This is a genomic window from Microbacterium sp. AISO3 (assembly GCF_002204305.1).
GTDB classification, from domain to species: domain Bacteria; phylum Actinomycetota; class Actinomycetes; order Actinomycetales; family Microbacteriaceae; genus Microbacterium; species Microbacterium arborescens.
In genome coordinates this window covers 420,177-445,205 of sequence record NZ_NHRF01000001.1, presented here as the reverse complement: position 1 = coordinate 445,205, position 25,029 = coordinate 420,177, and the positions used below count along the sequence as shown (strand labels likewise).

The following is a 25,029-nucleotide window of genomic DNA, read 5'->3' as shown; positions in this document are numbered from 1 at the left end:
CGCTCCGCTGATGCGCTAGTGGCTCTCTAGGGCCGGAGGATGATCGCGGTATATCGCGGCCTCTCGGACGCATCGAGCCCAGCCATTAATGCAAAAAGCCACCGCGTGGCGAGCATGCGGTCTGTGCTGGCAACGAATCGGAAACGGCGCTCGAGCTCGCGGACGAGCGGGTCTTCGTCGCTGGCGAGATTCAGTGCAGGGCCTGGGCTGCCTGTGCCACCAGGGCTGCCCGCGCCAGGGAGTGTGTTGGGGTTCTGCCGAGCGTCAGTGAAGCCCGCGTCCACGTACGCGAACGTCTGGGGCACAACCCACGGGGCTTTGAGGACTTTACCGGCGAGTATCGCGAGGTTGGACGCCATAGCGTTCTCATCCGGGGAGATGCGGATCATCCAGCGCACCGTCGCCGAGATCCACCGCTCCAGCCGTACTCCATCCGGTGTGTGCTGAGCGGCGTGCGAGAGCATGAAGTCGCACTTCGCTTCGGCGCGGGCGCCGTCAAGGTGCTCGACTACGCTCGCGACGTTCATTGCGGCGCCGGGCCGAAGTGTCATAGCCCTGGCGAAGATGTCCTCATCGAAGTCGACATGTACGTACCGCTCGGCCACGAGGTGCGCTCGCACCTGTCTCACGATGTCGGACGCGAGCCGGCCGTCCTCCTCGAGGACGTCCAATAGTGCGGGGGTCGAGAATGTCCGTACTCCAAAGTCAGCGGCCAGGATGTTCAAAGTTCGGTCATCAGACCACAGCGCTCGTACGTCGCTCGCGACAGCTGCTGCCGCGTACCAGGTGTCGTCTTTCAGCTGCTCCGCGCGATCGCGGGTGGTCGTCCGTGGGCGCTCGTGCCGGGCCAGGGGCCGCATCAGTTCCACGAGCGCGGATAGGCGGCTGACGTCGAGACTCGCCTCGTCTGTGAAGCGGGCCCGGAGCGCGACGGGGCCGCGCATCCCACCCGTGATCGAAGTCGCGTAGCCGAATCGCTCAGCCCGCGAGAGCCCGGAGACCGCGTCGCGAAACTGATCCGCCGATACGCCCAGGCCGGCGAACACACCCGTGAGACCCAGCCTCAACTCCTCGGGCAGTGTCGCTAAGAAGAACAGCGATGTGGTGTCCGCCACCACCGAGTTGGCGAGTGCGAGACGCGCGACGTTTCGTTCGAAGTCGTCGCCTCGCGAACTAAATCTCACGCCAGAGGCATGAGTCACGACGGCCTCGGCCAGGGTGCCTCCGTGGGCGTAGCTGACGGTGCCTACGGGCAGGAGGCCGGTGAAGATCTTCGCGTCGAACTCTGAGGTGTCCGGTCGCTCTCCCACCGCGTCAATGATTTGCGCCATCAACTTCGCCCCGGCAGCGGTATCGTCGTCGTCATCCTCGTCAATGGCTTCGAGACGCTTGATTGCCCCGTCCGGGAAGTCGCGGAAGTAGTTGCTGAAGAGCGCAGCTCGCGCGAGCTGTTCGGGGTCCTGGTCTCCGCCGTCGCCGTCGGGGTGTTGCTCCCGGAGGCCGTCATCCGGTTGGTCGTGTCGGAGCTCATCTGTCGGCTTTGCTGCCGGGGCTCTGCGCGGCGCGATGAGCAGCCCGACGATGCGGCGTCGGATGTACTCGTCCTCCGCCCAGTCGTTGGCAATGGCGACGAGATCTGCGGTGGCGCCGACGAGCTCGCCGTACTGCTCGTAGAGACCCAGCCACACGTGGATCAGCTGACGGCGGACCGGCCGTTGTCTATCCGTCAGGGTGTCCCACGTTCTCAGAGCTGCCTCGAACTCGCCGGCGTAGTACTGACAGGAGATGAGCGTCCAGACCGCGAGGGGGTCGTTGCTGCTTACCCGGACGAGATTCTCGGCCGCGTCGAGCGCTTTGCTCCAGATGCCGCTTGCTGAGTACAGCTCCACGAGTAGTGCATACGTCCGGGGATAGGCACCCCACTGGTGCGGGGCGTTGGCGCGAGCTTCCTCGGCGTCGTGCAGCGCTTCGTCGGGCTCATCTCGCTGCCACCGGACACGAGCCGCGGCGAGCCAAACGTCGGAGTCGTTCATTCGAGCGGCGGCAGCTTCAAGGGTGAGAGCTTGCTTCTCGGTCTCTCCCTGGGTCTGATAAATCTCACTCAGGATGAGGCTCAGATTGGCAGACGTATGCGCCGCGGCCTGCAGCCGGTCCATACCGCCGGAGGCTCCGCTCGCGGCGTCCGCGATCAGCCGCAGATGCTCGGCGAACACCGCGTTGCCAGCAGCGCGCTGCTTCTCTGCGAAGGGGTGGAATCTCCCGAGCCGCGCCAGCGCGAGCGCGAACGTTCCCTTTTCCTGGTAGTCGTCAGTGAGGTCGAGGGCGCTTTCGAAGTGGCGGGCAGCTGCTTCGTCGTCCTCGTCGGCCAAGGCGATCAGTGCTCGGAGGTGGCTTGCCGTCGCAGGTGCGAGGTCGGGCTCGTCAACGAGTGCTCGCCCCTGCTCGAGGTCACCGTTGTCGGCGTGCAGCAACGCCGCCGAGGCGCGGATCTTCAGGCTTGCCGCCTCCATCGGGGTCGCTTCACCATTCGGCTCAGCCGTGATCAGACTCAACGCGCGCAGCGGGTCGTTCAGCAACCGCGCGATGGTAGCTGCCAGAACGATCACGTTCACTGAATCGACTTGCCATTGCCGGAAGAGATCCCGAGCCTTGATAAGCAGCGCGAACGCGTCAGCAGTATTGCCCGCATGCAGTGCCGTGGACTCGAACAGCTGCTGGGCGACAAGGGATTGCGCGGCGATGATGACCGCGGCGGGGCTTCCGGTCTCCTCGAAGAGCGGCAGGGCGAGTCGAACCGCCTCTGCGTGATCGTTCTGGTTTGCGGCAAATCGCGCCAGCAGCAGAGACCGCGTGGCGGTCTCTGCTGCTGTTCTCGGGTCCCAGGCCTCGAGTACGTCGCGCGCTTGGTCGGTATCGCCCTTGAGCTCTAGCTGCCACGCCTTCACGAGAGCGTGTTCGGTGTCGCTAGGGGACTTCTGCGTGCTCTGGTGGCTGGGCTGACTGTTGCTGTCCCGCTCGCTGCGTCTGAGCCACTCGCGTCGGATCTCCCAGTAGCCGAGCGGGTGGGCGCCGAGTGTGAGCGCCTTGTCCAGGAACACTGCAGACGAGGATGCGGCGCCGGCGTCGTCGGCCAAGTCTGCTAGCCAGCACCAGACCTGCGCCGGGGCGTCGCTGAGGAACTGTGGCTCGCGGTGTGCCCACCCATCAAGCCGTGCGCTTCGATCTGGCCCGTCGAGGAGGCCGAGCACCGTGTCGAGGCGCGGCCACACCTGCTGTGCCTCGCGCGCGGCCAGTGCTCGCAAAGGGCGCATTCCGGTCAGGCGCGTCTCCCGGAGGGTTCGGTCGTGGTCACTCGTGACGACAGCGTCTTTAACAGAATCGATGCGCTCTCGAACGGATGCAGCGTTAGTGTTCGAGGCGACGACAGCGTCAGCCCGATCGGTGGCAGCCTGCTCGATCCAGCTGAACAGCTGGTCGCTCGTGACGGAGCTGTCTGCCGTGAACGCGTCCAGCGAATCGCGGAGGGCCGGACGCGCCGCATCGTCTCGCATCCTCTCGAGAAAATGTCTCGCATACAGATGCATCCTCAGAGCTCGAGTGTTCAACTCGAGGCCGTGCTCGCGTGCGCGCTTGCGAACGATGCGGACGACGCGCATCTCATAGGTGACCCACTTGCCAAACCACAGCCCGGGTCCTAGTAGCGCCGATAGCCATTCAGGCAAGGTGCCCCCTTTGCTCGCCTGCAACCGATCATGACACCTGGTACTCCTCAGGCGGCGAGACGGCACCGCATCTGACCGTGCATGGGGCGAGGAGTCGGCCTGATTAATGCTCCCGACGCTCGGAAATGCTGAGTTCGCTGGACGGAAACAGCGCACTGCCGATGCCGCAGCGCTACCTCCATGTCACATCGACGCCTTGAGTCGCGGTCTCCTCGACGGAGCTGAGCTTCCGATCCACCGGAAGACGTCCGCGCGTCCACTGACGCCGAGTCAGCAACATGATCCCTGCGAACCAGGAAACTGACATAATCATCAATATCAGAGAAAATAGCAGGTCAGGCCAGCTATCGACCGTTCTGCTTCATTGAGGACTGTGGGCTTGTGATGGCGAACTGCCATTAGCTCACGGGTGGCCCACAGCACTCTGTCAGTCCGCGTCGGCCACAGTGTCGACTTTGTTCTCACCTAGGGAGAGTTGCCGCGCCGTGTCGAGGCTGCCGAGGAGCGTCGTGCGAGCTTCCCCCAGCCGCCACTGCGTGATCGCGGTCGCCATGTGGCCCGCGGCGCTGCCGCGGGAGGAGGCCGGTGAATTCGCGACGTGACGCCAGGTCGCAGCGAGTCGATCAGCTACCTCGCGCTCGCCTCCGCTCGTGCGCATCCGCAGGACCTCGACCGCGATCGAAACGGGTGCGGCGTGTGGGAACGTACGCGCGAGCTTCTGGTCTCTCCCCCAACGCATCATGTTGAACTCCGCGTTGTAGGCCTGCACCGCTTCCACATGGTCCGCGATGCGGTTCAGCAAAGTCTCCACCGCCCGGTCCACGTCATCACGCGCCGCTGCGCGCCGCTGCAGTCGAAAAGCCAACCAGACGCCGAACACACCAATCGCGCCGCCCACGAGAGTCGCAAGCAGCTGCGGGACGAAACTGTCGAGGAAGCTCACCCCGCAACTTTGCCACTCGGCGCGCGTCGCACGGTGGGCGGCTCTCTGACTTCGAGTGGGCACGCTACAAGCTCCCAGCTCCGCGCCCGGCGCCCGGGCTCGCATGCCGCGATCCAGCCGGGCGTCGCAAGCACGCATTGACGCCTGCCCCTCCGCGTACGCTCAGACCATCCGAAGAGCAACACCCGAGGAGCAACGAAATGAACGACTGGGCGCCTGACAAAAGGCCTTGGTTCCGATCCCCTGACAGACGTGTGACGTGCCTTTTCTGCGGCGAGGAGAGCGCTACACGGTCATGGGAGGACGAGGCCGCAGACACTGGACGGATCGAGCTCTACTGCTCCAACCAGAGTTGTCAGGCACGCGAGATGGTCGTGCTGGTCCTCAAGGACACCTATCAGGCTCACACGCGAGCAGACGTTCGCATTCTCGAGGCCCTTGACCGCGGCTCGCACGGTCTGGGGCTCGCTGAGCCTGACCTGCGGGGGCAGTCAGTCGCCGAGATGGTGTCCACCATTCGCCGTTCGCTCACTCCGATCCGCCAGAGCACGGAAGATGTCACAGTTGCAGCTCGAGGCCGTGGAGCACCCATACCCGTCGAGCGCGGCGACAGCGTGGACGACGACGAGGATTAAACGTCACTGCCATGTCGCGCAGTCTCTCTAAACTGACGCCATGATCGATGACCCCGCTAACGCGCTCGCTGACATCCTGGAGGGGTGGGCGTTCGTCGAGGCGGGGCACTCGCTCGAAGATTCCCGCGACCTCGGCAACCCGGAGGACAGCACGGAGTTCTGGGCCTTCCATGCCCGTGTCTTCGATCTGATCCGGGAAGTCGAGCGCGCGATCGTCCTGGTGGAGAGCCGGCGACCAGCCACCCACTTCCGGAGGCATATCCCGGCGATCTATGCCGCAGTCTGTGGGTACACCGTGCCGTTCCGCAGCACGGCCTCATACCGTACTGCCGTCATCGACAGGGCGGTGATCGATTCGCTCAGATCCCTCGGGGACGTGCTCCAATCGATGGACGCGTTCGTCGAGAACGACGCTGCGGGCCGACAGCGCGTCGAGAAGTCGATCCAGGCAGTGCGAGATCTTCTCGCGGACGTAGAGGACCGCGAGTCCCGGGCCTACCTCACAGCGCTCGTTGCCGAGCTCGAGCAGGCCATCGCCGATGTCGACACATTCGGCACAGCTCTTGTGCGCCGACTGAGCAATGAGCTCGCGGCAGTTTTGATCCAGCAAGGCGCGAAAGAGTCCGTGCGCGGCGAGAAGCAGAAGAGCGCACGGTTCTTCAACGTGGCGCGTGATCTCATACTCGTTGGCGCCACTTCGGCTGTCACGAAGGTGATCGATGTAGGCGTGGACCAGGCGATTGCCCAGATCACGAGCTAGCTCAGTCGCGGGACGACAGCGCCCGCCGAACGCTCGACGCCCCTACCCCGAGCACACGGCCGATGCTCTCCCAGCTATGGTGCTCGGCGCGTAGCTGCCGAGCCGTTGCGATTCGCTCCTGTGTCATCACACTTGGCCGACCCCCGACCCGGCCTTGGCTGCGGGCGTACTCGAGGCCTCGTTGGGTGTTGTCCCTGATCGTGTCGACGCACAGCTGCGCGATCTCGTGAACTGCACGGGAGAACCCAGCGCCTAGGACGTACACCGGGCGTGAGGGCTCAGATGTATTCACCACGTCATTCTCGCGCTCGCCCCTCACGATGCGCCGGCCGGAAAAGATCGTCGTCGGCTGCGTGATCTGGCTGGATGGCACCCCGTGTCACAGGTGGTCGTTATTCTCTCGCCATGGAGTGGAAGTGGGATGTCGAGAAGCCTCTCGGCCGCGGCGGCTTTGGTCATGTGTATGAAGCCTGGGGGCCGTCGGGACCCGGTGCCGCCAAGGTAGTGAAGAAGGCCGCCGGGGGCGACCGCGAACAGTTGGTGGTGTCCGGCCTGCCACCTTCGCGACACATCATCCCCGTGTTGCACGTGGAAGAGACAGAGGACTCATGGGTTCTGTTCATGCCTCGCGCCGAATTTTCACTGAGAGATCGAATGTCCAAACCAGTCTCAGTGCCGGAAGCGATCACGATCCTCAAGGACATTGCACAGGGGCTGGCTGAGGTCGCGACAGCGGCTGTTCACCGCGACCTGAAGCCCGAGAACATCCTGTTCCTAGACGGGGCGTGGGCACTCTGTGACTTCGGGATCGCAAGGTATATCGAAGCCACGACCGCTCCCGATACGCTGAAGGACTCGATGACCGCGCCCTACGCGGCCCCTGAGCAATGGCGCTTCGAGCGCGCCACTTCCGCGACAGATGTGTATGCGTTTGGCATCATCGCGTACGAGCTACTGTCGGGGCATCGCCCCTTCACTGGTACCCGAGAGCAGATACGGATGGGGCATCTAACCGAGGTCGCGCCGATGCTTGAGGGGCCGCGGAAACTGGCTTGGCTTGTCAACGAGTGTCTCGGGAAGGCAGCTGAGGCACGGCCTTCAGCGGCCAACATCACAGCCCGCCTCGCCCGTGTGGGAACCGAGGCCACCTCGCCCGCAGCTCAGGCGCTTGGGCAAGCGCAATCTTCTCTTCTCGCCGAAAGGGCAGAAGCTGAGGCGGCCGCCGCGGTGGCACGGACCGAAGCGGAGCGTCGGGAAAACTTGGTTTCGGCGGCGAGGTCGGGCCATGAGGCAGTTATCGAAGAGGTGGTCGAGTTCATCCGTGACAGTGCGCCCGACACAAGTGCGGAACGGCGCGGGGGTGGCGTCGCCCTGACGCTGGGCGGCGCTCAGTTGCGAATCACCCCGTTGCAGCCTGTTGGGTCCTCTGGGGGGACGCTGGATGTCGTTGCAGCTTCGAGCATCGAGCTTTCTGTCAGAGGTAGATCTCGCGGCCACTCGCTCTACTTCGGAGACTTCGACGAGCCCCACCACTACGTCTGGTACGAGATGGGGTTCATGCAGGGTTGGGGCGCAGACTTCGACAACGAACCTAGAGCGCTACCTGGGCCAGAAGGGCTCTCTATTCTGACCAGCCGCGCAGTTGGTGGCGGCCAACTGGGCTGGGGTATCTCCTCCCTCGATCCGGGCGACCCTGAAGACTTCGTTCAGAGGTGGGCCACCTGGTTCGGATTGGCAGCGCAAGGCAAGTTTCCGAGGTTGTCCAGCCTCCCGGACGGTCGTACGACGTACCCCCGCCGCCGCTACTGACGGCGCGACCCTACGCACATGTTCGCGGCGTTCGCCAGAAACGATCGCGAGACATAGATCGGTAGTTCACACACCCCAGCAGGCAACGCACGGGCTCGGGGCCGAGACCACGGCATCAAGGAAGCCCGCCACCCCAACGCTCGCGAAGCACCAAGCCGGAACCGGTAGCGGGTCGAGACCTGCGTGTCGCCCTGGGGCCGAGCTGGCCAAACGGCGACTTCTCACCTACCCTGAGAGCACGCCTCCAACAGTTTGAATGGACTCATATGACCATCGCCGAGACACCCCGCGCCGCGGCCGCAGCGCTACGGTACCCAGGTTCAAAATGGTCACTCGCTCAGCAGATCGTTGCTCAGTTTGGGCCCCACTTTCACTACGTCGAGCCGTACTTCGGTAGTGGCGCGGTTTTCTTCAACAAACAGCCGTCTCCGCATGAGGTTCTGAACGACCTCAACGGTCAGGTCTCTAACATGTGGCGGATGCTGCGTGACCGCACCGAGGATCTGTGTTGGGCGCTCGAGACCACCCCGTGGAGTCGAGCCGAGTACGAGCAGTCGGACAAGCCCAGCGGTGACGACCTGGAGGACGCACGTCGGTTCGTGGTCCGTGTGTGGCAAGCTCACGCCTCTGACCTCGCGAAGAAGACCGGGTGGAAGAACCGTGGAGTGCATCAGCGGGCGGGCGGGATGTCGCACAGGTGGCAAAAAGTTCCACACCAATTGCGGACCCTGGCGTGGCGGTTGTCGGATGCTGAGATCGAGAGTAGAGACGCGCTGTCCGTGGTGCGCCGGTTCAACGGGGCCGATGTGCTGATCTACGCCGACCCTCCGTATCTTCACGAAACCCGCACCCAGAAGATGTACGCGGAGGAAGTGGACCTTGACCACCATGTGCAGCTTCTCGAAGCGCTCGTGACCCACCGGGGACCGGCCGTCATCAGCGGATACGCGAATAGTCTCTACGACGAGACCCTGGTCGGTTGGCGACGCGTCGTCACAAAAGCTCCGAAGGTGGAGAAAGGAGCCGCACGGTCAGAAGTGCTGTGGGTCAAGCCTCTGTGAACCCGGCCGGCCATAGCGTCGGAAAATACTCGCGAGCGCGCTGCGTAGGCTGAACGAGAGGTGGCTCCTCCAGAGTGAACCTTGGGGTGGCCCAATCTGCCCACGCCAGCGGCGGCCACCACTTGAGTTGGCCGCCGCTGTTGGGATACCACTGCCAAAGCAGGTGCCGCCTGCCCTCGACGTCGACGAACCCGTCGATACGGGTCTTCGTAGACTCCCACTCAATGTCCCCGATGGGGTTGAAGCCGTAGAGGTCGAGCGGGAACGCTGACAACTGGAACTCTTGCCAGTTCGCACTACGACTGAGAACCGCGTACTTGCTTGCCTGCAATGACAGCCCATGAGTTTGCGCGTCGGCTTCGTGCCATGACGTCACCAACTGAACCAAGGCCGGGCCAGCCAACCCCGGCTCTGTAACCCAGTTGATCTGCCGATCGACGAGATGGGTGCGAAACTTCGCCGCAGCGTTGCTCAGTTCAACGAACGCAGCCTCCCGCGCAGCCGGCGCGAACGCCGCCATCTTGCAGGACACGCCATAGCTGGGGCCTTCGTCCGCGAGGCGCAGCACATCGAACACTCCCTTGTTCTCTGCGGCCGTCCCCCCGATGATGCTGGCAAGCCCGCGCTCAAAATCCCGAAAACCCGGCATCGAGCCAGCCTTGGTTTGGTTCTGCCCGGAGCCATCGCGGTACGTGCTCAGAACCAGTCGTAGCGCTTCGAGCTCATCCCCAGACAAAGGGCGGTCACGGAATGGAAGCGTCGTCATTCTCTCATTCAAGCAGTCCCCGTCTGCGGCGACCCAACCACAGGGACCGCCGATAGCGCATACCAGGTTGAGCCACGAGCACAGTGCGACCGCGCAGTCACAACGTGCGGCTAGTGTCGAGGTGCAACCTACATCTTCTTATCACGACCATCCGCTGGGTTTCGATACGGCTAGATTTCGTATGCCTCCGTGGCACAGCAGTCCGGCGTCCCGCAACCGATCGTTTTCAGCCGCGCGAAACGATCTGCGTTGTGCTCGACACGAGGTGACCGGCTGGAGAGATCTGCCTGTGCAGTCCGTTCTCTTCGAACACGTGGGCCGCGCCGGGGAAGGCTTCGAACGGAAGTGGGTTCAGCGCTTTCGGGTTGTGGAACACCGTGAGGCCGTCTACCCAGTCCTCTTCATAGCCGGGTCCGACGAACTGCTCGAAGTCAACCTCTACTCCGGTGTTGTCCTTCGAGTAGCGTCGGCCCCGGTGCTTCACCGTCACGCTCGGATCACCCATGTCCGCCGCGATACCCATTCGGTTGAACTTGGAGAGCGTCCCAGCCGCGTTGAACGCCACTGCACTGACATGCTCTGAGTCCGGCAGCTTGAAGAAGCCCGAAGGGAAGTCCTTCGTACCCCACTTGATCCGAGAGACCGGCACCTCGACGCGCTGCACCTTGCCATCGGACTCAACGTCCTCGATGCGCACGCCGTACAGATACTCGAAGAGGGCCGACTGGCTCCACGTCATCGACAGCTCTTGATGGAAGTCCTGGATGGCGATGACGAAGGGGATGGTCAGGTCCAAGCCTTCGCGCGTCCAGTAGCCTTTGTCGTTTAGCTTCGCCCACAGCGGTCCAGAGAAACGAGTCGGCAGATAGTTGTGTACGTACTCGAAGATCTCGTCTTCCGTCTTCGGCAGAGGAACGACCTGGTTGGCGGGCGGAGGGTTCGACGTGGTTGCTTCCACATAGAAGTCACCCACGATGCCTCGCGCCAGGAAGTCCGGTGCAGGCTTCGGCTGCTCTACCCGGTGGCCCGCTTCCCTGAGCACGGCCCATAGGTAGAGTTCCCAGACCCGCGCATCAAAGCCGGTTGTCTGAAACTGCTCGATGTACGAGCCGTCCTGGTTCTCGTACCAGCGCATCGCTACTTCGATCAGCCTCTTTGCGGCGATGGCGCTCGGACTGTCGCGAAGGTACTTGAAGCGCTCGTGCAGCTTGCTCTCCTTCGCAACCTTCGCGAAGAAGTCCACCGATGCCTTCTCATCGCCTTGTCTTCGCTCGTTGTCGTAGTCGTTGTGGACGCGAGCCATGCTCGCCGCGGTTCGCTGGACGGCTTCACGGAGGTCCGCATGGTCTTGAAGGATCTCCACACCGCGGTACCTACCGGCGAGATCCGGAGCCATGACCGCGCTGTGCAGGTCTTCGTCGGTGAGGTCCAGAAAGATCGTGGCAAGCACCCGTGCAGGCGCGATCTCCAGCCAGTCCACTTCTTTGATCGGCGGCAGCCCGCCAGGCCCGCGCGCCCAAACCACGTGAGCGTTGAATCGTCGTTCAGACACTTGCCGTATCTCGACGGGCTCTACTTCTTCGTCCCCCACCGTGTACCCCCTTGTTGGTCACTTCAGGCTAGCGGTGGGGATGACCTGGCATCGGCAGTGTCCGTTGCCTCGGTTGCGGCGTGTTCCAGAACGATCGTTATCGCGAAGGTGGCGAGCTGGGAAACTCGTCTCGTGGAAGCCATCTCCTCGAACCTTGACCGGTGTGCGGTGCACACCTGATGCACCTCGCAAGCAGAGCCCTGTTCGGGCTCGCGGGCGTTGCCGCCGCTCTGTATGTCACCTCTGTCGGCGTCACGCTCCTCGACGCCGAACACCCCCACCCCTGGCTACCGAACGCCTGGTACTGGTTGGTGCTCGGCGTGCTTGCCGTCAGCCTCGTCGGTGGCGCCTTGCTGGAGTTGCTAGCCGCGCGAAAGAAGCCCTCGCCCACCCCCGCGGACACAGGGCCGACCGCTGACACTCCCCGAACGGTCGGCGGGCAGGCGCAGCCTGCACGGGCGCGCATCAGCGGCGCCAACCAGCGGTTCGGTCGCGTCATGACCAGCCGGATGATCGGTGGCCGATACGTCTATCTCGTGAAGTGGGCCAGCAACTACAAGACGATTGGGTACCTCGCAGCGGGCAAGCGGGGCGGATTCGATGTCTACGACACCGACGAGGTGTACCTGACGTGGGTGCCAACTTTGGAGGCGGCGGCGAACCTAATGGATCTGACAGCGGAGTGAGCTACCGCCCAGCGAAGGCCGCGCAGCCTAGACCCACTCACTAACGTCCTCAGCGTCGCTAGATTTAGGCTATGGACAAGTGGATATTGCGTGGCCGCCTGATCTCCACCGGGGCCCCGGTGGAGATGGTCATCGAACGGTCGTACATCGTGTCGATGACACCACCCGACCTCCTTCAGCCCGTACCGAACTATTTGCAAGGCTTCGCCAAGCTGGGCCCCGACGACACGCTCGGTCGAGTGAACATGATCAGCGAGTACCGCCCTCTCGAAGTTACCTACGACGAGGCCATCGAAAGTAACGGCCTCCTCGTAACCGGCGATCTGTATCCATATTTTCTCGGTGGCGGGAACGGCGGATATGACGTGCTATTCGCCAACATCGAGATCACGGAGTTCGTAAGGGCGTGATCCGGTCAGCGCAGCCCCACGTCCCCCGCACGCCCGTGCCGGCCGGGCTCTGACATCACGTGAGCGGGAAGGCCCCCCAACAACAGGCCAGACCTGCCCGACAGCCTCCCCCACGGTTCGACCTCACGCGGGCATGATCACCTGGTTGCGGATCGGCCGGAGGGTTTCGGAGGCGGGCCGGTTGTTCCAGTCGCGTGCCCAGAACAGCGTGGCGATCTCTTCGTGCTCGAGCTGGTCGGTGAGTCGGAGCTCGTGGTCGCGTTCGATGTTGTCGGCGACCCGGTGGCAGGTCTCACGCGAGGCGCCGCCGATGAACTCGTCGGGCTGAGCTCCCGTCTTGTCCCCGTTCCCGGACGCGCGCAGCTCGACGGCGAGAACATCGGCCTGGGCGTCGGTCAGCTTGATGGCGTGGGGGTACATTTCGTTTCCTCTTCGTGTCGGTGCTGATTTGGGAGTCACAGTATCGGTTCGTTCTCCCTCTCGTTTTTTGCCGTGAAGGCGGTTTACCGCCGCTAGGGAGGGCGGCCGGAGTGCAACCCGGAGGGCGGAGGGGGAGAGAGTTTCGGCGCGATGTGAGGGAGCGCAGCGACCGCGTGCCGAAAGTCTCGGAGGAGCCGGCGGCGCAGCCGCTTGAACGGAGGTTGGCCGACCGTATGCTGCCGAAGGCTTCACGGCAAAAAAGGAGCATCCCAGAGGGGTGCGATCGCTGCCGGGCCGCGTGAGCGGGCCGTCCTCTTCCGCGCGCGTCGCGCCAAGGGACTCTGCGCCGCTTCGTCGGCGTCCGTTCAAACGGCGCCGCCGCTGCCGAGATTCTGGCCGTCGTTTCAACCGTTCAGATGACGCCCGAGCCTGACGTATCGGCCGGTTCGCGTTCGATCAGTTCGCCGGTGAGCCATTGGGATAGCCGGTTGATCTCGGACGCCGCCTGGTCGGGGTCGGGGTGGTCGCCTGCTGAGTCGTCGATGGTCGCGCCGGTGTCGAGGGTGAGGATGAGGGTGGCGTGGCAGACGGGCCGGCAAGGTTCGACGAGCACCAGGTGGCGGTTGTCGATGATCAGGCCGGCGACCTCGGTGATTTGGGATGGGTCGACGTCGACGACGCGGGTCCGCGTCGGCGCGTTGTGGTGGTCGCGTTCCTCGACGACCGCGAGAGGTTCGGTGTGTGACATGCCTTAATCGTCGCGGCCCCCCTGGCTGTTCAGGTTCGGTGTCCGTCGGTCTGTGGAGAGATGGGCCCCTTCGGGGGTGTGTGAGGGGGCAGGGCCCCCTCACTGCGCCCTCAGGTGGTTTCGCGGGCCGCCGCGGCGGCGTTGGCGATCGCGAGGGCTTGTTCCTCGGTCATGCCGACGACGACGATCTGTCCGCGCTTGATGCGTCGGGGCTTGTTCGACCGTGGCGCGAGAGCGGCGAGTTCTTCGGCGGTGACCGGATCGAGCGGGGCGTCGTGGGCCTGCACGGTGATGTGGCGGGCGTACCCGTGGCGCTCACGTTCGATCCATGCGGTGATGTTCGCCCAGGCCTGTGCGCGTCTCTGCCTGGTGCCTGCGAAGAACGCGTCGGCGGTCCGCCTGTTCTCCGCGCGTCGGTGGGGGGTCACCTTCGGGCCGGTGTGCCGGGGCGGGAGCTCGGCCGCGATGAGTACGCGGACGACCTCTGTGTCGGGGCGGCGGGTGAACTGCGGGTACCGTGCCCGGATCGGTGCGTTGCGCTCGCGCTTGGCGGCGTTGTATCGCTTGTCGAACCCGCGGGCGTAGAACGCGATCAGCTCGAGCTGCGCGTTCACGACCCGCTCCCCCATGAGTCGTTCGATCCGGTACGGCGTGCGCTTACGTGCGAAGAACCGGTCGGCTGGTGTTTGCATGTCCCTCTCTCCCTCTCGTTTTCGCCTGGAAGGCACGAAGTGCCGAGCAGGCGGAGAGGGGGGGGAATGCAACCCCGCAGGGGCGGTGGAGGAGAGAGTTTCGGCGCGAGATAAGGGAGCGCAGCGACCGCGTGCCGAAAGTCTCGGAGGAGCCGGCAGCGCAGCTGCTTGCACTCCCCCGTCGGAGCCGTACGATGCCGCAGGCTTCCAGGCGAAAAAACGAGCGCCCCGCAGGGGTGCGGGCACCGCGATCCGCGGAACGCGGATCGTCCACTCAGATGAGCGCAAACGGCCTGTTGTGCGGTGTTGTCGCCGATATCACTGCGATAGCGTCGGGCGCGTGGCACAGCGCAGCATCGTTTACATCACCGATGACCTTGACGGCACCGAGGACGCCGAAACGGTCACGTTCGCCTATCAGGGGCAGAACTTCGAGATTGACCTCTCCGAGGGCAACCGGGAGAAGCTCGAACAGCTTCTGCAGCCGTACATCGCCGCCGGCCGGAAGGCCGCGGGCGGACGAGCGGCCCGCAGCGGGGCGCGGCGCAGCCGCGGTGCCAGCGACCTCTCCGCGATCCGCAGCTGGGCCGCTGAGCACGGCTACGAGATCAACACGCGGGGCCGCGTCCCCCAGGCCGTCCTGGACGCGTACAACGCCGCGAACTGACGCAGCCGGCGGCGGCGCGTCCTGCCGGGTCGCGCATTGCGCGTATCGAACATATGTTCGCATCGGGCTACCCTGTGTGCAGGGAGTCGGGATGGGAACGAACAGGCGCTACGCCGCGGCGGTCGATCGCCGGATGGATGCGACGATCCTCGAGCGCATCGCGCGAGACGCCGGCCCCCTCCAGTCCCTATCCCGCGAGGAGATCGGCTTGGATACCGAGCCGGTCACGATCGACCCGAAGCCCAAGCCCGTGCGTGCGTGGGTGCGGTTCGGCGCGACTCCGGTGTGGGTCGATGGGCAGGCATGCCGGTGGACGGCGGATGCCGTGGCGGTCCGGTTCCTCGTCGGCGAGGTCGAGCACCGCGCCTGGGTGTGGGCGTCGGCGGTGACCCCAGTGGCCACTCCCCCGTCGCTGTGACCTGATTCGCTCACTCGCACGCGGACCACAGGCCCGCCCCTGCAGCTGCAGCCGCCTCCTGAGCCGCTTTGTGGACGTCCTGGCCCGCGTAGGGTGCGTCGTAGGTGTACTCGTACCCCATGCCCGCGGCAAGGGCGCTCTCTGCGATGCTGCGGCCGTCGACGAGAACGTGTCGCAGGAGTCGCCCGTACCGGTCGACGTCGTCCTGGGTGGGGTCGGGGTAGAGCTCCACGATGCGGCCGTAGAGGGCGTCGTTGACGGACCGAGCGACGCGCGGCTGCGGCGAACTCCGCGACGACGGCGTCCACCTGGTCGGCATCGAGGCGCGCGGGTTCTGCGAAGCGCCCGAAAGGCTCGCCCGATGCGCCGAGCGTGCGCCATCCGCCGGCGCTCTCGGGAACCGATCCACGGTGCTCCGGCGGGTCGCCCGGCAACCCGGCGTACTTGCTGCCCTTGCGTCCGGCGTGCGCGAGCTGTACCGCGATGCGGCCGCCGGTGCGGTGCACGGCATCGGTGACCCGTCGCCAGGCGGCGACGTGCCGGTCGTCCCACATGCCGGCGTCGTCGGGGGTCACCCGGCCCGACGGCGACACCGCCGTCGCCTCGGTGATGATGAGTCCCGCGCCCCCGAGAGCGAACTGGCCGTAGTGGACGACGTGCCAGTCGTCGACGACGCCGTCGGGAAGCGGCGCCGCGTACATGCACATCGGCGAGACCCCGATGCGATTGCGCAGAGTCACGTCGCGCAGTCGCAACGGTCGCAGCAGGGCCGGGCCGTCCGCCTCGTCGGCAGCACCGTTCGCAGCGGGGGGCGGGGAGGTCAGGGTCATGCTCCTGCTTCCTTTCGGCGGAGACGGATGACGGCGACGACGGTCGCGAGCAGCAGGGCGAGCCCCAGCCCGGCGATCGTCAGCCCGACGTCGCGGATGCCGCCGGCGACGGCGCCCGCGTCGAGCAGGTGCGCCACGACGACGGCGGCGAGCGCGGCGCCGACATACTGCGCGGTGCGGTAGATCCCGGTGGAGGCACCGGCAGCCCCGGCGGGCACCGCGTGATGGAGCAGGAGCTGGTTGCCCAGGTTGTTGAAGCCGTTGGGCACGCCGAGCAGGGCGCAGACGATCGCGAGCACCCAGAGCGGCATGTCGGCCGCACCGGTGAGTGCGAGGAGCGTGCCGGCCAGGACCATCGCCGAGGTGCCGACGGCGAGCAGGGCACGCGGGTGCCAGGTGCGCCCGAGGCGCGTGGCGACGACGGTCGAGAGGGCCCCGACCCCGAACACCGGCAGCATGAGCAGTCCCGTCACGGCCGGTCCGAGGTCGCGGGTCGCCTGCATCCACTGCGGGAGTCCGTAGAAGATGACGTAGAACGAGATGAACGTCGCGATCGCCCGCAGGCAGGTGAGGCCGAACTGCGGGTACCGGCCCAGCAGGCGCACGTCGACGAAGGGCCGCTCCGCCCGCAGTTCACGCCAGACGAACCCGGAGGCCAACGGGACCGTCACCGCCGCCGAGACCACCGCGACCGTCGGCGCCGAGTCGATGCTGAGCAGCGCCACCATGAGCGCGACCAGCGTGCCGATCATGAGGACCATGCCGGCGGGGTCGAGCGCCCGCCAGGTCTGCGCTGCGCTCGCCCGAGGGCCGCGGGCGTCGGCGGGGACGAAGGCCAGCACGAGCGTCGCGCAGAGGATCACCATCGGGATGTTGACCCAGAAAATGCCCGGCCACCCCCACGCCACCACCACGAGACCGCCGACGGTCGGGCCGAGAGCTGCCGTCGTCTGCCCGCACAGCGCGATGATGCCGATCGCGCCGGTGGGCGTGGCGCGCGCGAGGTCGGCCTGGCGGCGGATGATCGCCATCGCCGCGGGGAACTGCGCGGCGGCTCCCAGCCCGAGCACGACCCGGTCGACGATCATCCAGCCGCTGTCGGCGATGAACGGACCGGCGACCGAGGCCACCAGGATGAGCGCCAGGCCCAGGAGGTAGACGCGTCGCGGTCCGTACAGGTCGGCGAGGCGTCCTGCCGTGGGCGACCCGACCGCAGCAGCGATGTAGAGCGCGCTGATGATCCATGCGGTCGCGCTCGTGGCGACGGCCGCGTCTCCCCCGAACGACGCCACCATCGGAACGAGCGCGACCGCGATGATCGACGAGTTCAGCCCGAGGAGGATCGTGCCGCTGCCGAGCGACCACGGCAGCCGCAGCGGCAGCGAACGGCGGCCGTCCGGGCCGCCCGCAGCCGCGGGTTCCGGCGTCACTCGGCGAGCTCCGCCACCCCGCCCGGTGTCGCGAGGAGCACATCGGGGTGGGCGGCGAGCATCCGGAAGGTGCGCTCGACGACGTCGGCGAAGCACGCCTGACCCGAGACCCAGCCGAACAGGCTGAGTCCGAGGTGGCGGGCGCCGACGATGTCCGCGTCGGCGATCAGCTGGTCGACCGTCGCGGTGAGCAGCTCCTCGTAGTCGTCGGCGACGATCCCCCGGGCGTAGAGCTCGAACATGTCCTCCGTCTCCAGCGGATGCGGCACGGCGACAAGGCCGTCTGAGGCGCCGACCAGCGTCACGGGGCGCTCGTCGATCGGCCAGTCCCCGAACCAGCCGAACCCCGCCTCGCGCAGCAGGGCGGTGGTCCGCGAGGTGCCGGCGCGTTCGGGGCCGAACCATCCGGTGGCCTCGCGCCCGGTCAGACGCTGGACGGTGTCGCGTGCGCTCTCGATGTACGAGCGCTCGGTGGCGGCATCCATCTCAGGAGACAGGATGACGTTCGCGCCGGCACCTCGCACGACGATCTCGTCGGCACGTGCCGCGACGCCGCGGGCGAGCCCCGGCACAGTACGGGCACCGAACTCGTCGAGCGCGACGGCGACGGGAACGCCCGCACGGTCGGCGATGTCGAGCAGCCGCCAGATGCCGGTCGTCAGGCCGAAGTCCCACTGCGACAGTCGGGCGACCTGTCCGTGCCGGGGCTCGGAGGTGTCGCGGCCCACACCGCCCTGCATCGACGTCGGCGAGAACGCTCCCGCGGGAAGGTCGTCCTGGTACGAGGGAGCGTGCAGCAGCACCGAGACCACGAGCTTCTTCGCGCCCGGCAGCGTCCACGCCGGACGGTGCGCGTCGTAGGCGCGCGGCAGGTCGGGGGCGAACACGGTCGCGTCTGCGGGGTGGGAGATGAGGCTCATGCGCCGACCTCCGTCAGAAGAGCCGCGTGTTCGTCGGCGAGCGTGCGAGCGAAGTCGACCTGCGCGTCGTAGTGGTGGGCGAGGTAGTGGTCGCTGATCGCGCCGGCCGTCGTGGCCCAGATGCGCTCGTCGGCGCGAACGTGCGCGAACAGCTCTCGGAGAGCCCCGGCGAACCACGGCTGCCCGGCGAGGAAGGGGTGCGTCGCGAGGCAGACCACCCGCCCCTGCCCGTCGCGTTCGCTGTCGGCCAGCGAGCGGTCGATCTGCGCTTTCGCCAGGGCGATGAAGTCGGATGCGGAGAGGCTCCGCACGTGCACCATGGGGACGTCGTTGAGCATGAAGCTGTACGGCATCGACACGATCGGGGCGTCACCGACCGTTCGCAGCGGGCGGGGCTGCTCGTCGTGGATGAAGTCGGCGAAGTACTGCATGCCGTGCGCGGCCATGAGGTCGACGGTGTTGTCGGTTCCCGAGATCTTCGGGCCCAGCATCCCCTTGATGCGCCGGCCGCCGTAATAGGTCTCGCTCAGCCGTTGCGAGAGCGCGTAGAACGCGTCCTCTTCGTCGTAGGGCATGTCGTAGATCGGCCGCAGGTTCGAGATGCCGTGGCTCATGATCTCCCACCCCCGCTCGAACATGGCGTCGCGAACCTCGGGCTGCTCCTCGAGCAGCGACAGGCTGAGCGACACGGTCGACGGCATCTCGAACTCATCGACGATGCGCAGCATCCGCCACAGGCCGACACGGTTGCCGCTGTCGCGGTGCATGTAGTGCTGCGCGTCGGGGAAGGCGATCCGGCCCTGCGGTGAGCCGCCCCCGGGCGCGATCCAGTCGTAGTGCTCGACGTTCGGCGCGTGCCAGAACGCGAGCAGCTTGCCGCCCGGCCACTCCACGCGTGGCCGGGTCGCCATCGGGGCGTACCAGAGGCGCTCGTTGTTGCGGATCGTCATGCGAGCTCCGCGGTGGCCTCGGCCAGCGCCTCGGCATCGGCACCCTGCATCGCCTCGAATCGGTCGAGGACCCACTGCTTGGTCACGACGTCGCCGAAGCGGTCCTGCATGTCCCACAGCGACACCTCGCCCGACACCGTGCGGAAGTCGTCGCAGCACTCCTCGACGATGCTGATGTGGAAGCTGCGGTAGGCGGCATCCACGACGCTCGCCCGGACGCATCCGCTGGTGGAGGTGCCCGTGAAGATCAGCTCGTCGACGCCGAGCTCGGCGAGCAGGTCGTCGAGGCGGGTGCGGTAGAACGCCGACGCGACGGTCTTCTCGACGATGTGGTCGGTCGGAGCCGGCGGAACGGCAGCGCTGATCTCGGTCCACGGGTTGCCGCGTTCGCAGCGCTCGGTCAGGCTCGAGCGCACCCGCTGTGCCAGCATCCGGTCGTCGAGCGAGTCGAGGATCATCACCGCGTAGATGACGGGAACGCCCGCGGCCCGCGCCGCCTCGAGCAGCTCGTTCGTGTGCGCGAGCGCCACCGCCGTCCCGGGGCCGATCTTCTCGTGCTCGGTGAACGCGCGCTGGAAGTCGATGACGATCACGGCGGGTGACGTTCCCGGTCCGACCTTCGTGCGCCGGGCGCGCAGGTCTCGGATCGTGTCGATCTCGACGTTCCAGTCGATCGTGTCGTTCATGCGAGGTCTCCTTCGGAGGGTGGGGCGAGTCGGCCGAGAGCGCGAGTGAGCGCTCCGGGGTCGGGGTCGTGGAAGTCGTGGACGGCGCGATGGATGTCGGGGGCGCCCAAGCCCGTCGGGCGCAGCGCCTCGGTGAGCAGCGCGTCGATCCGCGCATCCGAGAAAGGAGTATCGACGGCGTCGCCCTGCGGGTGCCTGACGGATGCCGTGTGGGCGGTGCCGTCGGCGAGGTGCACGGTGACCCGCGCGGGACGCGAGGTCGCGGTATCGGGCCGCAGGTCGGCCGTGGCATCCGTTACCGCCACCACGGCGGCGATGCGCGCCAGTTGCGGGTGCGGAGGCACATCGGCCCGCTCGGCCGACACGTCACCGAACCACAGTGCGCTGGCGACGGCGAACGGGACGGAGAAGTACGCGCCGTGCCGCGAACCCCACGATGTGGCGGGCAAGGATGCCGCCGAGGCCACCCCCTCGACGCGCACCGAGACGATGTCGGCGAGGTCGACGCCCGCCGCGACCATGCGAGCGCGAACGAGGAGCGCCGCGTCGGCGGGACCGTGCGTGTAGGCGCATGCGGAGTGCTGCTTGAGGTAGCTGGTGGTGACGAGGCTCTCGTCACCGAGGCCGCGGATCACGGCATCCGGGTCGATCGTCCCGAGACCGCCGAGATCGGCGGCGAGCCCGTCGGGGTCGGCGGCGAGCCCGGCGGCTGAGAAGCGCGCCGCCGCGAGTCCGGCCAGGGCCCCCTGGCCGACCCACTGATCGCGCGCCGCCGAACCGCGCAGCACGGGCTGCCACGACGTCGCGGGAGCCATCGCGGCGCCGGTGCCGACGGCGCGCGCGACGCCGTCGGCATCCGCACCCAGGAGCACCGCGCACGCCGCCGCCGCACCGACGGCGCCGAGGGGTCCGTGGGTGTGCACGTCGGGCCGGAAGGTCGTCGCCCGCCCGACGCGCGCGGCGACCTCGTAACCGACGTAGAGGGCGTCCCACAGCCGCTCGCCCGCGATGTCCTGCGCCTCCGCGAGCGCGAGCACGGCCGGCACGGTCTGCGCCGCGGGGTGCCCCTTGCTGTACCGGTTGCCTTCGTCGCGCTCGGTCGAGACCCCGGCCACTCCGTTAAGCCACACAGCTGATTCGACGGCGACGCGGCGCGGGGATCCGACGAGGGTCGCGGGCCCGGGGCTCGGCGTCCAGGCACGCCGCAGCCGCTGCATCTCGGGCATCGCGGCGGCTCCGACGGTGACCGCGAGCAGGTTCTCGACGGCGCGGACGAGCGAACGCTTCGCATCATCCGAGGCCGTTGCGAACGGCGCCGACGCGACCCACTCGCCGAGAATCCGAGACGCTTCGCGGTGAGTCGTCATGCTCAGTGGCCCAGGTAGGCGGCCTGGACGCGCTCGTCCGAGGCGAGCGCCGAGGCGGTGCCGTCGAGCGCGACGCTGCCCGATTCGAGAACGTAGGCGCGGTCGGCGAGCTGCAGCACCTGGTGGGCGTTCTGCTCGACGATCAGCACGCCCACACCGCGATCGCGGATGGCGTTGACGGCGTGGAAGACGTCCCAGGTGAGCTTCGGCGAGAGCCCGGTCGAGGGTTCGTCGAGCATGAGCAGACGTGGCGCTCCCATGAGAGCGCGGGCGATGGCGAGCATCTGCTGCTGACCGCCCGACATCGTCTCGGCGAGCTGCTGGCGTCGCTCGCGCAGGATCGGGAACAGGTCGAGGATCTCGTCCTCCGAGAACCCCGTGCGCCCCTTCTTGCCCCAAGCGCCCATGCGCAGGTTGTCCTCGACGGTGAGCGAGCCGAAGAGCGCGCGGTGCTCGGGCACGAGCATCAGGCCGCGCTGCGCGACCAGGTGGCTGCGTCCGTAGCCGACGGCGCCGCCGTCGAAGCGGACCGAGCCGCCCTGCTGCTTCACCTCGCCAGCGATGGTCTTCAGCGTCGTCGACTTGCCGGCGCCGTTCGCCCCGACGATCGCGACGACCTCTCCGGCGTCGACCGAGAGCGAGATCCCGTGGAGGATCTCCAGTCCGTGGTAACCCGCACGCAGGTCGTCGATCTCAAGCAGCATCGCCGTACTCCTTACCGAGGTAGGCCTCGATGACTCGGGGATCTTGCAGAACGTCGTCGACCGAGCCCCGCGCGATGACGGCTCCCTGGTCCATCATCACGACGCGGTCGCTGAGTCGGCGGACGGCGGTCATGATGTGCTCGATGAAGAGCATCGTCACGCCCTCCTCGCGCCGCAGCTCGTCGAGCAGGTCGAGCACGGGAGTGCGCTCGGACGGCACCAGACCAGCCAGCACCTCGTCGAGCAGCAGCACTCGCGGACGCATCGCGAGGGCGCGGGTGAGCTCGAGACGCTTCTGGACCGCCGTCGGGAGCGAGCCCGACTCGGCATCCGCCCATGACCACAGGCCGGTGCGATCGAGGAGCGTCGCCGCCTCGTCACGCGCCGCGCGCTCGGGCCGCACGCCGCGGCTCTGCACCGCGATCGTGACGTTCTCGAGGGTGGTCATCGTGTGGAAGGGCCGCATCAGCTGGAACGTCCGCACGAGCCCCGAGCGTGCGAGCACGTGCATCTTCGCGCCGGTGATGTCGCGCCCGTCGAGCGTGACCCGCCCCGAGTCGGGCGGGAAGGCGCCCGTCACGCAGTTGAACAGCGTCGTCTTGCCGGCGCCGTTCGCGCCGATGATCCCGACGATCTCGCCCTCGTCGACGGAGATGTCGACGTCGCGCAGCGCGTGCAGGCCGCGGAACGACTTGTTGATGCCCTGAATCTCGAGAAGGGTCACTTCTTCTTCACCACCCAGTTCTTGACGGTGCCGTAGACGCCCTTGGGGAGGAGCAGGACGCAGGCGATGAGGATGACGGCGTAGATGAGGATGTCGAGACCGCCGTGGCCCTGGAGGAACGACAGCGCCTCGGGAGGGTGACGGAGGAAAGCGGCGACGGCATCCGAGAGCGGCGCCATGACGACGGCTCCGATGACGGGACCCCAGACGGTCGCGACCCCGCCCACGACGGCCGTGATGATCGCGTTGTTCGAGACGTGGGCGCCGAACGCGAGCTCGGGATCGATGAACATGTAGTACTGCAGGTAGAGCGTGCCCGCCGCGGCCGTGATGGCGGCGGAGAGAGCGACGGTGGTCAGCTTGTACCGCAGCACGTTGACGCCGATGGCCGCCGCCGCCAGGTCGTCGTCGCGCGATGCCAGGGTGAAACGACCCGTGCGGCGACGCAGGAACTCGATGACGACGACGAGTGCCAGCACGACCATGCCCACGCCGATCCACCAGTAGTTCGGCGAGCCGACGGGGAACTGGAACATCGCCCAGTCGTCGCCGCGCAGCACGGGGACGGTGAAGCCGACCGTGCGGTTGAGCGCGTCATTGCCGACGACGAACAGTCGCAGCATCTCGGCGAAGGCGAACGTCGACAGCGCGTAATAGGCACCGGTCAGCTTGTAGCGCAGGGCGAGGAAGCTGATGCCCACGGCTGCCGCTGCTGCCAGGGCCATCCCGGCGATCAGGCCGATCCACGGACTCACACCGAAGTCGACGAGCAGCACGGCCGTGACGTACGAGCCGATGCCGAAGTAGGCGGCGTGACCGAAGCTGAACATTCCGCCGAAGCCGCTCATCATGTTCCAGCCGATCCCCATGAGGGCGAAGATCAGCACGCGCATGGCGACGGCGAGCTCCGCAGCGGGAAGGACGAAGGGCAGGGCGACCCCGACGACCGCCAGCACCCCGAGGGCGACGTAGTGACGGAAGGTCGTGCGACGGTGCAGAGGGATACGCGGTGCGAGCAGGTGAGCACCCGTGGTGAAGTCGGGCGCCGTCGGGCGCGCGGGGGTGGCGACGGTCATGCGGTCCTCCCGAAGATTCCGCGGGGCTTGGCGAAGAGCACGATGAGGAAGACGACGAACACGGCCAGCAGCGGTGACTGGCCGGGCAGGATCAGCCCGCCCAGCTGCTCGGTGAGGCCGACGATCAGCCCGCCGACGAGCGCACCGGGGACGTTACCCATGCCGCCGAGGACCACGACGACGAACGCCGTCAGGTTGAACACCGACCCGGCTGTCGGTTCGATCGTGGTGAAGGGAGCAACCAGCGTGCCGGCGGCTCCGGCTGCGGCGGCGCCGAGCGCGAATGTGAGGATGTAGATCCCCTTGATGTCGATGCCCACCAGGCGGGCGCCCTCGGGGTTCGCGGCGACCGATCGGACCGCCGTGCCGACCGGGGTGCGCTGCAGGATGAGCCACAGGGCCGCGACGAGGACCAGCGCACCGACGAAGGCGTAGATGCGGCTCAGGTCGACCGTCGCGCCGAGGATCGGAACACCGGTGTTGCCGGGCAGCTGGACCGAGAGCGGGTTGGGGCCGAACACGAGCAACAGGATGTTCTCGATCGCCAGCGCCAAGCCGATCGTGATGAGCAGCTGGGTGTGGATGGGGGCGCGCATGATCGGGTTCAGCAGACCCGCCTGCGTCGCCGCGCCGAGCAGGAACATCGTCGGAACGGTGATCAGCAGCGTCGCGTAGGGGTGCATCCCGGTGAGGTTCACCAGCACGTACGTGAGGTACATCGCCAGAGCGACCATGGCCCCGTTGGCGAAGTTGATGATGTGGAGCACCCCGTAGACGAGGGTGAGTCCCATGGCGACCAGGCTGTAGATGCCTCCGGTCAGCAGTCCCGTCACGAGCGCCTGCGCCAGCACGGTCGGGCTGCCCGAGATGAACCCGGCCACCACGGGCGCGAGGGCGAGCACCCCGAGGGTCACGACCAGAGCGCGCGGCGAGGGGCCGTTGTAGCGGCGGTTGCGGACGGGCTTCTCGCCGGCCGGGGCGGTGGGCGGGGACGCCTGGATCGTCATGAGACTC

The 25,029-nt window shown here is 66.9% G+C and carries 25 protein-coding genes and 1 pseudogene; 8 read left to right on the top strand and 18 right to left on the bottom strand.

Annotated elements, in window-relative coordinates; translation table 11 throughout:
• Positions 1-26: 26 nt before the first annotated feature.
• Both CBF90_RS02085 and CBF90_RS02080 read right to left on the bottom strand, forming a co-directional pair.
• On the bottom strand, positions 27-3,656 hold the full coding sequence (locus CBF90_RS02085) for a lipopolysaccharide assembly protein LapB (RefSeq protein WP_141097119.1): 3,630 nt from the start codon (positions 3,654-3,656) through the stop codon (positions 27-29).
• Positions 3,657-4,149: 493 nt separating this feature from the next.
• A complete protein-coding gene (locus CBF90_RS02080; RefSeq protein WP_088379780.1) occupies positions 4,150-4,665 on the bottom strand; it encodes a hypothetical protein in 516 nt (171 codons plus the stop codon).
• Positions 4,666-5,033: 368 nt separating this feature from the next.
• On the opposite strand from CBF90_RS02080, the gene CBF90_RS02075 reads away from it, so the two are divergent.
• The 4 genes from CBF90_RS02075 to CBF90_RS02055 all read left to right on the top strand — a co-directional run bounded on the left by CBF90_RS02075 (position 5,034) and on the right by CBF90_RS02055 (position 8,930).
• A complete protein-coding gene (locus CBF90_RS02075) occupies positions 5,034-5,300 on the top strand; it encodes a hypothetical protein (RefSeq protein WP_141097118.1) in 267 nt (88 codons plus the stop codon).
• 40 nt (positions 5,301-5,340) lie between these two features.
• Entirely contained in the window at positions 5,341-6,060 is a 720-nt protein-coding gene (locus CBF90_RS02070; protein WP_088379778.1) for a hypothetical protein, read from the top strand.
• 405 nt (positions 6,061-6,465) lie between these two features.
• A complete protein-coding gene (locus CBF90_RS02060) occupies positions 6,466-7,869 on the top strand; it encodes a serine/threonine-protein kinase (protein WP_172407770.1) in 1,404 nt (467 codons plus the stop codon).
• A gap of 266 nt (positions 7,870-8,135) precedes the next feature.
• Entirely contained in the window at positions 8,136-8,930 is a 795-nt protein-coding gene (locus tag CBF90_RS02055) for a DNA adenine methylase (protein ID WP_088379776.1), read from the top strand.
• Here CBF90_RS02055 and CBF90_RS02050 read toward each other — a convergent pair.
• Together CBF90_RS02050 and CBF90_RS02045 are read right to left on the bottom strand one after the other, a co-directional pair.
• Positions 8,917-9,696: a hypothetical protein gene (locus CBF90_RS02050; RefSeq protein ID WP_141097117.1), complete on the bottom strand. Its 780-nt coding sequence runs from the start codon at positions 9,694-9,696 to the stop codon at positions 8,917-8,919. The two genes, CBF90_RS02055 and CBF90_RS02050, sit on opposite strands and share 14 nt — an antisense overlap.
• Before the next feature lie 226 nt (positions 9,697-9,922).
• A complete protein-coding gene (locus CBF90_RS02045; RefSeq protein WP_141097116.1) occupies positions 9,923-11,287 on the bottom strand; it encodes a hypothetical protein in 1,365 nt (454 codons plus the stop codon).
• Positions 11,288-11,448: 161 nt separating this feature from the next.
• On the opposite strand from CBF90_RS02045, the gene CBF90_RS02040 reads away from it, so the two are divergent.
• Together CBF90_RS02040 and CBF90_RS02035 are read left to right on the top strand one after the other, a co-directional pair.
• Entirely contained in the window at positions 11,449-11,973 is a 525-nt protein-coding gene (locus CBF90_RS02040) for a hypothetical protein (RefSeq protein WP_141097115.1), read from the top strand.
• Between the two features lie 71 nt (positions 11,974-12,044).
• Positions 12,045-12,383: a hypothetical protein gene (locus tag CBF90_RS02035; RefSeq protein WP_088379772.1), complete on the top strand. Its 339-nt coding sequence runs from the start codon at positions 12,045-12,047 to the stop codon at positions 12,381-12,383.
• A gap of 123 nt (positions 12,384-12,506) precedes the next feature.
• On the opposite strand, the gene CBF90_RS02030 is transcribed toward CBF90_RS02035, so the two are convergent.
• The 3 genes from CBF90_RS02030 to CBF90_RS02020 all read right to left on the bottom strand — a co-directional run bounded on the left by CBF90_RS02030 (position 12,507) and on the right by CBF90_RS02020 (position 14,243).
• Entirely contained in the window at positions 12,507-12,803 is a 297-nt protein-coding gene (locus tag CBF90_RS02030; protein WP_088379771.1) for a hypothetical protein, read from the bottom strand.
• A gap of 412 nt (positions 12,804-13,215) precedes the next feature.
• The gene (locus tag CBF90_RS02025; protein ID WP_088379770.1) at positions 13,216-13,551 is read right to left on the bottom strand and encodes a hypothetical protein; all 336 of its coding nucleotides are present in this window, start codon (positions 13,549-13,551) and stop codon (positions 13,216-13,218) included.
• Positions 13,552-13,661: 110 nt separating this feature from the next.
• Positions 13,662-14,243: a hypothetical protein gene (locus tag CBF90_RS02020; RefSeq protein WP_141097114.1), complete on the bottom strand. Its 582-nt coding sequence runs from the start codon at positions 14,241-14,243 to the stop codon at positions 13,662-13,664.
• A gap of 340 nt (positions 14,244-14,583) precedes the next feature.
• Here CBF90_RS02020 and CBF90_RS02015 point away from each other — a divergent pair, with 340 nt between their 5' ends.
• Both CBF90_RS02015 and CBF90_RS02010 read left to right on the top strand, forming a co-directional pair.
• A complete protein-coding gene (locus CBF90_RS02015) occupies positions 14,584-14,910 on the top strand; it encodes an Lsr2 family protein (RefSeq protein WP_064955887.1) in 327 nt (108 codons plus the stop codon).
• A 91-nt stretch (positions 14,911-15,001) separates the two neighbouring features.
• Entirely contained in the window at positions 15,002-15,328 is a 327-nt protein-coding gene (locus CBF90_RS02010) for a hypothetical protein (RefSeq protein WP_088379892.1), read from the top strand.
• A 10-nt stretch (positions 15,329-15,338) separates the two neighbouring features.
• On the opposite strand, the gene CBF90_RS02005 is transcribed toward CBF90_RS02010, so the two are convergent.
• The 11 genes and pseudogenes from CBF90_RS02005 to CBF90_RS01960 form a co-directional block, all read right to left on the bottom strand.
• Entirely contained in the window at positions 15,339-15,647 is a 309-nt protein-coding gene (locus CBF90_RS02005) for a thermonuclease family protein (protein WP_088379768.1), read from the bottom strand.
• A gap of 1 nt (position 15,648) precedes the next feature.
• A pseudogene (locus tag CBF90_RS18925) lies at positions 15,649-16,035 on the bottom strand (NADH:flavin oxidoreductase/NADH oxidase); the annotation flags it as partial.
• Between the two features lie 119 nt (positions 16,036-16,154).
• A complete protein-coding gene (locus CBF90_RS01995) occupies positions 16,155-17,588 on the bottom strand; it encodes an MFS transporter (protein ID WP_172407769.1) in 1,434 nt (477 codons plus the stop codon).
• On the bottom strand, positions 17,585-18,508 hold the full coding sequence (locus CBF90_RS18360) for a hypothetical protein (RefSeq protein WP_172407768.1): 924 nt from the start codon (positions 18,506-18,508) through the stop codon (positions 17,585-17,587). The genes CBF90_RS01995 and CBF90_RS18360 overlap by 4 nt, the downstream gene beginning before the upstream one ends.
• A complete protein-coding gene (locus tag CBF90_RS01990) occupies positions 18,505-19,458 on the bottom strand; it encodes a polysaccharide deacetylase family protein (protein WP_023953536.1) in 954 nt (317 codons plus the stop codon). The genes CBF90_RS18360 and CBF90_RS01990 overlap by 4 nt, the downstream gene beginning before the upstream one ends.
• Positions 19,455-20,144, bottom strand: a complete 690-nt coding sequence (locus tag CBF90_RS01985; protein WP_023953534.1) for a cysteine hydrolase family protein — start codon at positions 20,142-20,144, stop codon at positions 19,455-19,457. The genes CBF90_RS01990 and CBF90_RS01985 overlap by 4 nt, the downstream gene beginning before the upstream one ends.
• On the bottom strand, positions 20,141-21,511 hold the full coding sequence (locus tag CBF90_RS01980; protein ID WP_088379766.1) for an MmgE/PrpD family protein: 1,371 nt from the start codon (positions 21,509-21,511) through the stop codon (positions 20,141-20,143). Before CBF90_RS01980 ends, CBF90_RS01985 begins: the two co-directional genes overlap by 4 nt.
• A gap of 2 nt (positions 21,512-21,513) precedes the next feature.
• The gene (locus tag CBF90_RS01975) at positions 21,514-22,215 is read right to left on the bottom strand and encodes an ABC transporter ATP-binding protein (RefSeq protein ID WP_023953530.1); all 702 of its coding nucleotides are present in this window, start codon (positions 22,213-22,215) and stop codon (positions 21,514-21,516) included.
• Positions 22,205-22,939, bottom strand: a complete 735-nt coding sequence (locus tag CBF90_RS01970; RefSeq protein WP_064955320.1) for an ABC transporter ATP-binding protein — start codon at positions 22,937-22,939, stop codon at positions 22,205-22,207. Before CBF90_RS01970 ends, CBF90_RS01975 begins: the two co-directional genes overlap by 11 nt.
• The gene (locus CBF90_RS01965; RefSeq protein ID WP_088379765.1) at positions 22,936-24,015 is read right to left on the bottom strand and encodes a branched-chain amino acid ABC transporter permease; all 1,080 of its coding nucleotides are present in this window, start codon (positions 24,013-24,015) and stop codon (positions 22,936-22,938) included. Before CBF90_RS01965 ends, CBF90_RS01970 begins: the two co-directional genes overlap by 4 nt.
• Complete coding sequence (locus tag CBF90_RS01960) at positions 24,012-25,022, bottom strand: branched-chain amino acid ABC transporter permease (RefSeq protein WP_197690553.1); 1,011 nt, start codon at positions 25,020-25,022, stop codon at positions 24,012-24,014. The genes CBF90_RS01965 and CBF90_RS01960 overlap by 4 nt, the downstream gene beginning before the upstream one ends.
• Between the last annotated feature and the right edge of the window lie 7 nt (positions 25,023-25,029).